General features: G+C 61.9%; 10 protein-coding genes. 4 read left to right on the top strand and 6 right to left on the bottom strand.

What is annotated here, in order from left to right:
* Window positions 1-31: 31 nt before the first annotated feature.
* Both ACOQOP_RS00405 and msrP read right to left on the bottom strand, forming a co-directional pair.
* Window positions 32-787 carry an SDR family NAD(P)-dependent oxidoreductase gene (locus ACOQOP_RS00405; RefSeq protein ID WP_420564336.1) on the bottom strand — a complete coding sequence of 252 codons (756 nt, stop codon included), beginning with the start codon at window positions 785-787 and terminating at the stop codon, window positions 32-34.
* 95 nt (window positions 788-882) lie between these two features.
* A complete protein-coding gene (msrP, locus tag ACOQOP_RS00400) occupies window positions 883-1,884 on the bottom strand; it encodes a protein-methionine-sulfoxide reductase catalytic subunit MsrP (RefSeq protein WP_420564335.1) in 1,002 nt (333 codons plus the stop codon).
* 234 nt (window positions 1,885-2,118) lie between these two features.
* On the opposite strand from msrP, the gene ACOQOP_RS00395 reads away from it, so the two are divergent.
* From ACOQOP_RS00395 to ACOQOP_RS00385, 3 genes are all read left to right on the top strand, one after another.
* Window positions 2,119-3,084: an FkbM family methyltransferase gene (locus ACOQOP_RS00395; RefSeq protein ID WP_420564334.1), complete on the top strand. Its 966-nt coding sequence runs from the start codon at window positions 2,119-2,121 to the stop codon at window positions 3,082-3,084.
* Between the two features lie 147 nt (window positions 3,085-3,231).
* Entirely contained in the window at window positions 3,232-4,548 is a 1,317-nt protein-coding gene (locus ACOQOP_RS00390) for an MFS transporter (protein ID WP_420564333.1), read from the top strand.
* A 200-nt stretch (window positions 4,549-4,748) separates the two neighbouring features.
* A complete protein-coding gene (locus tag ACOQOP_RS00385) occupies window positions 4,749-6,821 on the top strand; it encodes an elongation factor G (protein ID WP_420564332.1) in 2,073 nt (690 codons plus the stop codon).
* Window positions 6,822-6,879: 58 nt separating this feature from the next.
* Here the strand turns inward: ACOQOP_RS00385 and ACOQOP_RS00380 are convergent, their stop codons facing one another.
* The 4 genes from ACOQOP_RS00380 to ACOQOP_RS00365 form a co-directional block, all read right to left on the bottom strand.
* Window positions 6,880-7,821, bottom strand: a complete 942-nt coding sequence (locus ACOQOP_RS00380) for a 5'-nucleotidase (protein WP_420564331.1) — start codon at window positions 7,819-7,821, stop codon at window positions 6,880-6,882.
* A 201-nt stretch (window positions 7,822-8,022) separates the two neighbouring features.
* Window positions 8,023-8,328 carry a 4a-hydroxytetrahydrobiopterin dehydratase gene (locus ACOQOP_RS00375; protein ID WP_420564330.1) on the bottom strand — a complete coding sequence of 102 codons (306 nt, stop codon included), beginning with the start codon at window positions 8,326-8,328 and terminating at the stop codon, window positions 8,023-8,025.
* A 120-nt stretch (window positions 8,329-8,448) separates the two neighbouring features.
* The gene (locus ACOQOP_RS00370; protein ID WP_420564329.1) at window positions 8,449-9,603 is read right to left on the bottom strand and encodes a patatin-like phospholipase family protein; all 1,155 of its coding nucleotides are present in this window, start codon (window positions 9,601-9,603) and stop codon (window positions 8,449-8,451) included.
* Window positions 9,603-10,388: a 3-hydroxybutyrate dehydrogenase gene (locus ACOQOP_RS00365; protein ID WP_420564328.1), complete on the bottom strand. Its 786-nt coding sequence runs from the start codon at window positions 10,386-10,388 to the stop codon at window positions 9,603-9,605. The genes ACOQOP_RS00370 and ACOQOP_RS00365 overlap by 1 nt, the downstream gene beginning before the upstream one ends.
* A 161-nt stretch (window positions 10,389-10,549) precedes the next feature.
* Here ACOQOP_RS00365 and ACOQOP_RS00360 point away from each other — a divergent pair, with 161 nt between their 5' ends.
* Window positions 10,550-10,996: a metallopeptidase family protein gene (locus ACOQOP_RS00360; protein WP_420564327.1), complete on the top strand. Its 447-nt coding sequence runs from the start codon at window positions 10,550-10,552 to the stop codon at window positions 10,994-10,996.
* The last annotated feature ends 78 nt before the right edge of the window (window positions 10,997-11,074 follow it).

Genomic DNA, 11,074 nt, shown 5'->3' with positions numbered 1-11,074 from the left:
AAGCCTTCGCGGTGTAGCTTCGCGGCGGGTGTCAGTGCGCGCTCGCCCCGCTCTCGGCCGGATAGATCGCGCCGGTGATCTTTCGTGACTCGTCGCTGGCGAGATACAGCGCCAGATAGGCGATGTCATCCGGTTCCATCGGCCCCATCAGGGATTTGATGGCGATCGGGTTGGTTTCCGGATCCAGCATGGCGGCCACCCGCTCGGTCAGGACCATGCCCGGACCGATGGCGTTCACCCGGATGCCGGCGGTGTGCCACTGCATGGCCAGCGCCTTGGTCAGGGCGATCACCCCGCCCTTGGCCGAGGAATAGGCGTCCGCCCCGGCCGTGCCGGTCAGCGCGCGGATGGACGTGGTGTTGATGATCGAGCCGCCGCCGTTGCGCTCCATATGCGGGATCGCGAAGCGGCAGCCCAGGAACGGACCGAACAGGTCGACCGAGATGGTGCGCCAGAACTCGTCCAGCGGCATCTCCGTCACCTTGCCGTCCTTCGGGGTCGCCCCGCCGGCGTTGTTGTAGAGCACGTCGATCCGGCCGTGGCGCTCCACCGTGCCGTCGATCAGGGCGCGGACATCGTCCTCCCTGGAGACGTCGGTGGTGACGAACTCCGCCTCGCCACCGGCATCGCGGATCGCCGCCGCCGCGGCCTCGCCCAGTTCCGTCTTCACATCGGCCATCACCACGGTCGCCCCTTCGCGGGCGAACAGTCCTGCCGAGGCCTTGCCGATGCCGGCCGCCGCCCCGGTGATGACCACGATCTTTCCGTCGAGCCTGCCCATATCCATGCCTCCCTCTGTGATGTCGGACGCCGCTCACGACAGGGCCGGCACCGCGTCACGGTACCGGCCCATCGGTTTCACGCACCCGTTCCCCGGGAGGATCACATATAGAGGCTTTCGCCCTCCAGCCCCTTATACAGGTCGGCCACATACTCGCCGTAACCGTTGTACAGGAGGGTCGGCACCTTATCGCCGCTGCCCAGCACCCGTTCGGAGGCCTGGCTCCAGCGCGGATGGGGCACCTCCGGGTTCACGTTCGCCCAGAACCCGTACTCGCTGGCCTGCAGCTCTTCCCAGAAGGAGACCGGGCGCTTGTCGGTGAAGGTGAAGCGAACGATCGACTTCACGGACTTGAAGCCGTACTTCCACGGCACCGCCAGCCGCAGCGGCGCCCCATTCTGGCGCGGGATCGGCTTGCCGTAGAGGCCGGTGGCGATGAAGGCCAGCTCGTTGGTGGCCTCCTCGATGGTCAGACCTTCCACATAGGGCCAGGGGTACCAGACCTGCTTCTGCCCCGGCGCGACATCGGCGTTCTGGAAGGTCTGCATCACCAAGTATTTCGCCGAAGACAGCGGCTTGGCGTACTCGACCAGCGCCTTCAGCCCGAAACCGGACCAGGGGACGGTCATCGACCAGGCCTCCACGCAACGGTGGCGGTAGACCCGCTCCTCCAGTGGCATGGCGGCCAGCAGGTCGTCGATGGCGACCGTCCGCTCCTGCTCGACCATGCCGTCCAGGGTCACGGTCCAGGGGCGGATCGGCAGCTCCTGCGCCGCCCGCCAGATGTTCTTGGACGAGCCGAACTCATAGAAGTTGTTGTAGGTGGTCGCCAGATCCTCCTCGGTGATCGGCCGATCGACCGTGTAGCGCTCGTTGCGCTTCACGGGATACAGCCCGGCGGAAGGATCCGGCGGCAGGTCGGCGAGCTGAATAGCGTCGTTGTCGGCGGCGGCCTCGTCGCCGCAGGCGGCCAGTCCGCCGGTGCCGGCCAGCACCGTGCCGATGCCGAGGCCGCGCAGCAGCGAGCGGCGGTTCAGGTAGACGCTCTCCGGGGTGACGAGGCGTTCCGGCAGTTCCCAGCCCTTCGGCCGCTTGATCAGCATGGTCGCGCACTCCCTTATCGAATTCGTATCAGACAGGTAGCGCGGGGGCCTGCCAACGCCAAATCAACTCGGGGTGAGAGGCGAACAAGCCAATCTGTTCGCTCTTGCGGGCCGGAAAACTTCGCGTTGAGCATCGGAAAATAGATTTTTCGACTTCACATTTTTTTGTATACCATTGGATTCAGAAAAGAATGAACATCGCGTCACATATCAAAACAAAAATTGAGAAAAATAATGGAATCCCCCAGAAACCACATAGAAACTCAGAAGATCACAAAAGAATATATTGCGCGAACAAGAAAATCAGCCATGTTGCAACATTTACTGGATCGCCTGAAGTCACAATCAGAATGTGATATTAGTATTTCTGTTAATTTCCAACAATCCAGTCCATTCTTTTTAAATGATGAAAATGGAGATCCGATACCTTTGAACATCCCAGCTGGCGGGGCCATTGCGGGAGAATTTCTATCTGAAGGAAAATACGAGGCCACCTCAGTAAAAGTGATCAATTCTATTATTAACACTTTCTATAAGAATTTTGTTTTTGTGGATGTTGGAGCAAATATTGGCCTGATTTCTCGACAGATACTTAAACTTAACCCTATAGAGCTATATTGCTACGAGGCCAACCCCAAGGTATTCGGGTACCTAAAGAGAAACTTAAATACAAAAGCAAATAATATAAATTTGTTGAATGGGGCATTATGGAAAGATGATACAGAGATAAACTTTAGAGACACTATAGAAGTTGATGGATATGGGTCAGTCAACGCCGATTTTTTTGAGAAGTCGGTTAGGATCGAAAAAGAAAAAAATAATATAAAAATAAAATCATATGATGTCAAAAAGGAGATTGAAAGATGGGCGAACTCTGAAAACCCCATCATATATAAAAGTGACATTCAAGGTGCTGACCTCGATTTGCTTAGCTATATCGTAAAAAACACGACGAAAAAATTGACCTGCATTATAACCGAGGTCTCTGAAAATGAGTTTCATTACTTATTCGGCGAGCTGAATAGTTTTCTTACTGAAAAAAACAAGTCCGTTATTATAACAAAAAATAAGATCATTCACAAACTGACGCCAACATCTTCCCTTAATTCTTTGATTGAAAAAAATGTCCGCTATATCGATCTGATAAGCCTGCAAGATTTTGAAAACACACCGTGGTATCAAAGCCTTCCCGCACTTTAATACAATTAAAAAAAATGATACATGGACTTAATATGATCTGCGTCAGCCGATAGACTCAGAAATGAATAGCCGACCATATGAAACTACATCCATTTGAAGGAGCGGGTCGCCTTTGCCTTTTTACGGGGCCGGTCCATGTTTCACGGAATGACAACCGATACGCCCGCGCCTGCTGCCCCGAAACTCTTCCACCTGCTCGCCGGAGACGCCGCCGCTGACCTGGCCTCGCAGCCCAGGGCGGCGCGGGCCTATCTGCTGAACGTCGCCAACGGCGCGTGCACCAAGCTGGCCGAGAAACTGGCCGGCCCCGACCTGGTGCTGCCGTGGCTGCTGGGCGCCATCGGCGCGCCTTCGGGGATCGCCGCCATGCTGATGCCGGCGAAGCAGGCGGGATCCCTGCTGCCGCAACTCATGATCTCCGGCTGGATCCGCACCTGCGCCCGGCGCAAGTGGGTCTGGGTGGCCGCCGGCGCCTTCCAGGCGCTCTGCCTCCTGGCCATGGTCGCCGCCGCCCTCTGGCTGCCGGCCTCCCTGGCTGGCTGGAGCATCGTCGGCCTGCTCCTCGCCTTCAGCATCGCCAGCGGTTGCGGGTCGGTCTCGTTCCAGGACGTCACACCGAAGACCGTGCCGTCGGGGGCCCGCGGTCGGATGCTGGCCAACCGCTCGGCCATCGGCGGCGCCTTCGCGCTGGCGACCGGCGTGTGGCTCTCCACCGGCGTGAAGGGCACCGACGCGGTGGCGCCGCTGCTGATCCTGGTCGGCGCCGCGGCCATCCTCTGGGCCGCCGCAGCCCTCCTCTTCTCCGGCATCCCCGAAGAGAGGAGCGAGCCCGGCGAGGGCCGCGACCCGCTGGAGGAGATACGCCGCGGCCTCGTCCTGATGCGCGAGGTGAAAGGCTTCCGCCGGTTCCTCGCCGCCCGCTCGGCCCTGCTCTCGATCGAAGTGGCGACGCCGATCTTCGTGCTCTTCGCCCAGCAGCATGCCGGCGCCACGCTCGACGATCTCGGCTTCTACATGGTGGCGACCGGCCTCGCCGCCGTGCTCTCCAGCCCGTTCTGGGGTGCGTTCTCCGACGATTCCGCCCGCAAGGTGATGACGGTCAGCGCCCTTCTCGGCGTGGTCGCGGCGGCCTCGGCCCTCGCCCTGCCCGCCCTCGTGCCTGAAGACCTCCGCCACTGGGCCTTCGCCGGCGTCTTCCTGGTGCTCGGCGTGGCCGTGGCCGGGGTCCGGCTCGGCCGCAAGACCTATCTGGCCGACGGCGCGCCGGAGGACGAGCGCCCGCTCTATGTCGCCTTCTCCAACACCGCCGCCGGGATCGTCGCGATCGGCTTCATGGGCCTGGGCGTCGTCGCCGAGGCCACGAGCGTGTCCACCACGGTCATCGTGCTCGGCGGCTTTTCGGCCCTCGGCTTCGTGCTGTCGCGCGCCATGCCCAAGGCCAGCCGGATGGCGCCCTCCGACTGACGGGCGGAGCGCCGGGCGAATCCGCTTGCACCCTCGCCTTTGCAGGCCTTCAATACCCGGACATAGACGCCGGTCGTCCCGGCGCTTGCCATCGGGCCCTCGGGGCGGCCTCGGGCACATGACCCGGGACACCCCCGTTTAGCGCCTTTCCCAGGCCTCCCTCGGGGTTCTCCACCCGGGCGAGCGAAGGGAGAGACACCATGGCTTCCATGTCCAACGGCAGTTCCGGAGCGACAGAAAGCGGCAGAGAAGGCGGCGGCGCCGCCCGGTGCGCCGCGATCCTCGGCCCCTACCAGTCCGGCAAGACCAGCCTGTTCGAAGCTCTGCTCCACGCCACCGGCACCGTGGAGCGCAAGGGCACCGTCAAGGACGGCAACACCGTCGGCGACACCGCCCCCGAGGCGCGGGAGCGCGGGGCGAGCACCGAGCTGTCGATCGGCCATGGCACCTATCTCGGCGACAGCTGGACCTTCATCGACACCCCCGGCGGCATCGAGTTCACCCTGGATTCCCGCCACGCCTGCATGATCTCTGACGTCGCCATCGTCGTCGTCGAGCCCGAGATGGCCAAGGCCGCCGCCGCCGGGCCGATCCTGAAATTCCTCGACGACCACGGCATTCCCCACGTGGTGCTGATCAACAAGATGGATCAGGCCAGCGAGACCGTGCGCGACATCCTCGCCGCCCTGCAGGGCTTCTCCGCCCGCCCGCTGGCCCTGCGCCAGGTGCCGATCCGCGACGGCGAGAAGGTGACGGGGTATGTCGACCTGGTGAGCGAGCGCGCCTACCGCTACCGCGAGGGCGAGCCCTCCGCGCTGATCGAGCTGCCCGGCTCCGTCGCCGACCGCGAGGCGGAGGCGCGCAACGAGCTGCTGGAGACCCTGGCCGATTTCGATGATCACCTGCTGGAACAGCTCCTGGAGGAGGTGGATCCGGACAAGCAGGAGGTCTACGCCCATCTGGCCGAGACGCTGAGCGCCGACCAGCTCGTGCCGGTACTGCTAGGGGCCGGCGAACACGATCACGGCGTGCAGCGCCTGCTGAAGCTGCTGCGCCACGAGACGCCCGATCACACCGCCACGGTCGCCCGGCGCGGGCTCGCCGAGGGCGAGGCGCCCATGGCCCAGGTGTTCAAGACCATCCACGCCCCGCATATGGGCAAGCTGTCCCATGTCCGGGTCTGGCGCGGCACGGTGAAGGACGGCGACACCCTGAACGGCGCCAAGATCTCCGGCATCTACGCCGCCACCGGCGGCAAGCTCGACAAGCGCCCCGCCGCCGCACCGGGCGATGTGGTCGCGCTCGGCCGCATGGATCCGATCCAGACCGGCGACGTGCTCACCCCCAGCGGCGGCATGCCGGACAAGGGCCTCGGCTGGCCGGAGGTGCCCCAGCCGGTCTATGCCCGGGCGATGCGGGTGTCGGAGCGCAACGACGAGGTGAAGCTGTCCGGCGCGCTGGCAAAACTGGCCGAGGAGGACCCCTCCCTGCTGGTGCGCCAGGACCAGGAGCTGGGGGAACTGACCCTCTGGGGCCAGGGGGAGAGCCATCTGCGGGTAACGGCGGAGCGCCTGAGAAACCGCTTCAAGCTCGATGTGGGTCTGAGCGAGCCGGCGGTCGCCTATCGCGAGACCATCCGCAACCAGGTGGAGGAACACGCCCGCCACAAGAAACAGTCGGGCGGCCACGGCCAGTTCGCCGATATCCGGATCACGGTGGAGCCCGTGGCCCGGGGGGCGGGTTTCACCTTCGCCGAGAAGGTGGTCGGCGGCTCGGTGCCGAAGAACTACATCCCGGCGGTCGAGGAAGGCTGCCGCGAGGGCTGCCGGCGGGGGCCGCTGGGCTTCCCGGTGGTCGACGTGAAGGTGACCCTGACCGACGGGCAGCACCATTCGGTCGACAGTTCCGACATGGCCTTCAAGATCGCCGCCCGGTCCGGCCTGCAGGACGCGCTGGCCAAGGCCGGCCCCGTGCTGCTGGAGCCGATCCATCAGGTGACGATCGCGGTGCCGTCGGAGGCGACCAGCAAAGTGCACGGCATCCTGTCGTCCCGGCGCGGCCAGATCCTGGGCTTCGACGCCAAGGACGGCTGGCCCGGCTGGGACGCGGTCACGGCCTATCTACCCGAGGCGGAGATGCACGACCTGATCCTGGACCTGCGCGCCCAGAGCCAGGGGCTGGCCTTCTTCACCTGGAGCTTCGACCACCTGCAGGAACTGACCGGCCGGCTCGCCGACAAGGTGGTGGAGCATCACGAGGCGGCAGCCGGTTAAAGGGCTCAGCGATCAGCAGAGGACATTCATTCTTGTTCAAATCCCTTGCTGATCGCATTTATCTATTAGTTTGGTTGCGAACTCCAAATGGGACGTGAACGCATGGGGTTTCGGCCGCCGCATCTTCTAGATGCTGAATTTGATCATCAAAAAATATATGAGGCTTCAAAACATCCAAGAACCTTTTCTTCTGTATACCGCCAGTTAACAACAATTGATCAACATCAATTCCGTAATTATTCAGTGTCGTTAATATTCTTTCATGAGCCGGCATATTTCTAGCGGTCAGAATTGCTACTTTTACGTATTTATCATTGCTATTTCTATTTTCTTTTTCTGCTTTTTCTATTTTTTGTAAATCTGAAATTTTTTTGATCAACGGCAACAAGGGTCCAGAATTTAATGGTCTTTCTCTATGTCTTTTTTCCATATGGTGGAAAAGATCTAATCCCGCCTCCGCATAGTGCTTTTCTGCCTCGTCATCTACGATGATTCCGTCAAAATCAAAAGCGATCGTTAATCCTTCCTCCGTGTCCTTTCCCGGATCATAAACAGTCTGGCACGGCAGAACATGTCCAGCGGGATATCCCATATCCACAGCAGTTTTTACTTCCTGACTATCTGTACTCAGATACAGTACAGAATTAAATGATTTCATATATTCATAGGGTGGAACACCCGAAGTAAACGCACAGCGTGAAATTTCTAAACCATAGTACTGCACCGATTCTAGCACCCGCATACCCGCATCGGGATGATTTCTCGACAATATAACCACTTCAACCGGCTTTGTTTCATCAAAAATTTTATTTAAGTGCAGAATTCTTTCGACAAACGGAAACGCAACCCCTGGTGAACAAGGATTATTTTTGTTTTCACGCTGATGAACCCGGAATGCCTCAAGCCCTTTACTGAGAAATAACTCATGCTCTTTTGTCAAATCAAACAACGCAGTCGAAGAGACCGCAACGACAAGCTTATCTTCGATTGGGTAAGCCAAGAGCGCCCCCTATGTTAATCGGTGTGGATCTAGGATTGAAAATAAGAAAATCAATAGTTCAAAAGGTAAATTTACGAGTTTATCGCATGCCTATTCCGGCGATTACGTGGAATTCGAGGCTGCGCAGAAAAGGACCGCCAGAGAGCGGAGGACACAACTTTGTAGCCAGGCAATGGCTGATGCAACTCTTAATAAAATTAATCACTTCGCCCCGGTCTGCGAGGCGGCCACGTCCATGTATTCGGCCAGTTCGATGTCCAGGGTCGTGATTCCGCCCGCGTCGTGGGTGCTGAGCTCGACCACCACCTTGTTGTAGGCGTTCGACCAGTCCGGATGGTGGTCCATGCTCTGGGCCCGGATCGCGATCCGGGTCATGAAGCCGAAGGCGGCCTCGAAGCCGTCGAACTTGAAGGTCTTGGTGATCGCCGTGCCGTCCTTGGCCTCGCTCCAGCCGTCCATGGCGGCGAGCTGGGCGGCGCGGTCGTCGGCGGTGAGTTTCTCGGCCATGTCGGTGTCGTCTCCCGTCCGGTTTGGCGGCGGGACCGGTCGCGGTCCCGTCCCTGTCAAGGTTGGGCCGTCTCCGGCCGATGCAAGGTTGGGCCGTCTGCGGCCGATGCAAGACGCCCGCTACAGGAACATCTCCCGCACGTCGATGGAGGACTGGCTGCCGACGCAGCCGAAGCTCTCCTCCAGCCAGGCGGTCGCGACCGACCGGCCGATATCGCGCAGATGGTGCAGAAACGCCCGCTCGGCATTGAGCTTGGAGGACGCGTGCATGTCCCGCATCTCCTCGGTCGCCTCGATCATGTGGATGCGGGTGATCCGATAGGCCTCCGGATCGAGCTTGCCGGCGGCGATCAGCCGGTTGACGAAATGGATCGCCCGCATCTCCCGCATCAGGGTCGAGTTGAACGAGATCTCGTTCACCCGGTCCATGATCTCGCGGGCGTCCGTCGGCACCGTGTCCCGGTAGAGCGGGTTGATCTGGACGATGACGATGTCGCGGCACTCGGAGTTGTAGATCAGAGGATAGAGCGCCGGGTTCCCCATATACCCGCCGTCGTAATAGTGCTCGCCCTCCACCTCCACGGCCTGGAACATGGTGGGCAGACAGGCCGAGGCCATGACCGCGTCGATCGACAGCTCGTGGTTCTCGAACACGCGGATCTTGCCGGAGCGCACGTTGGTGGCGCTGACGAACAGCTTGATGTCGGCCTCGTGCCTGGCCTTGTCGATATCGACCAGATCCTCCAGCACGTCGCGCAGCGGGTTCAGCTGCAACGGGTTGGTCTGGTAGGGCGACAGGAACCGGCTGAGGAAATCCAGCGCCACGTAACCGGGCGAGCTGTCGACCCGCCAGTTCCCGAGCAGACGGTCCGTCCAGGTGCGCTGGATCGGGCTGAACCGTCCGGCGACGGCCACCGCTTCCCAGAACGCGTCGAGCTTGTCGCGGGCACCCTGGCGCCCGTTCTCCGCCCAGCCCGCCGCCAGGGTGACGGCGTTCATGGCGCCCGCACTGGTGCCGGAGATCGCGTCGAACGCGACCCGGGGATCCTCCAGCAGCGCGTCCAGCACGCCCCAGGTGAAGGCCCCGTGGGAACCTCCGCCCTGAAGTGCCAGATTGATCCGCTTGACCTCCGGGCCGGCCTTCGAGCGCGCATGCCTGGGCTCGACGGCCGCCTCGGCTTCCTCGCGCAGGCGCGCCGGGACCTCGCCGCCGCGGCGGGCGGGATCGTCCTTCCCGTCCGCCTTCCGCCCCCGGCTGCCGGGGCGGGCGGCCATCAGCGGGCGACCCAGCCGCCGTCGACCTGCAGGGCGGCCCCGGTGATCGAGCCGGCGTGGTCGCCGGCCAGGAACACCGACAGGGCACCCAGATCGTCGACCTCGACGAACTTCTTGGTCGGCTGGCTCGCCAGGATGACGTCGCGCACGACCTGCTCCTCGGTCATGTTGTTGGCCTTGGCCTGGTCGCCGATCTGGCCTTCCACCAGCGGGGTCTTCACGAAACCCGGGCAGATCGCGTTGCAGGTGATGCCCTGCTCGGCCGTTTCCAGCGCCACCACCTTGGTGAAGCCGACGACACCGTGCTTGGCGGCGACATAGGCGGCCTTGTACGGCGAGGCGACCAGCCCGTGGGCGGAGGCGATGTTGATGATCCGACCCCAGCCACGCTTCTTCATGCCCGGCAGGGCGGCCTTGGTGGTGTAGAAGTTGGAGGACAGGTTGAGGGAGACGATCAGCTCCCAGCGGTCCTCGGGGAACTCGTCCACCGGGGCGACCGTCTGGATGCCGGCGTTGTTCACCAGGATGTCGACCTTGCCGAACGCCTTCTCCGCCTCGGCCACCAGGTTCTTGGCCTGATCGCCCTTGGTCAGGTCGGCGCCGTCGAACGCGACCTTCACCTCGAATTCCTTCTCCAGGCCGGCGCGGATCTCCTCGATCTCCTTGGCGTCGCCGAAGCCGTTCAGCATGACATCGGCACCGGCACCGGCGAGGGCGCGGGCGATGCCGAGACCGATGCCGCTGGTCGATCCGGTGACGACGGCGGATTTGCCCTTGAGGCTCATGTGGATCTTCCTCTGGTTCGTTGACCCGGTCAGGCTCGGCCGGGTGAAACTTCGTTGCACCGCACAATTTGCGACGCGGGATCATGGGTGCAACCCTTTGCCCCAGTCTCCGCGGTGCGGCAAACTTTCCCTGTGCCGCGGAAGCGGTTATAGCTGCGCTCATGTGCGCACAGAAAGCCCGTCCCGGAATCCTCGCCCCCACCATCGAGCAGATGGCGGCACTGGCGGAGGATGCCCTGTCGAACGTCCCCCAGGAGCTGCTGAAGCCGCTCTCCGGTCTCGCCATTCTCGTGGAGGATTTTCCCGACGAGGAGATCTGCGAGGCGATGGACCTGGAGACGCCGTTCGACCTGCTCGGCCTGTACCAGGGCGTGCCGCTCGGCCACCGCTCGACGGGCGAGACGCCGGCCGATCTCGACCGTGTGTTCCTGTTCCGGCGCTCGATCCTGGACTACTGGATCGAAAGCGGCGACGACCTCTACACGGTGGTGCGCCACGTCCTGATCCACGAGATCGGTCACCACTACGGCTACAGCGACAGCGAGATGGAAGAGCTGGAACGCCTGGCCGAAGAGGAAGAGACCAACGCCCCGGCGGGGCGGGCTTAGTCCTAGCTCCCCCACTCCCGTCGTCCTGACGCAAGTCAGGATCTGCGGTGCACTACCGTCAGTGGCTTGATCCTGACT

Source organism: Thalassobaculum sp., assembly GCF_965223715.1.
In the GTDB taxonomy this organism is placed as follows: Bacteria; Pseudomonadota; Alphaproteobacteria; order Thalassobaculales; family Thalassobaculaceae; genus Thalassobaculum.
This window is presented reverse-complemented; position numbering and strand designations above follow the sequence as displayed.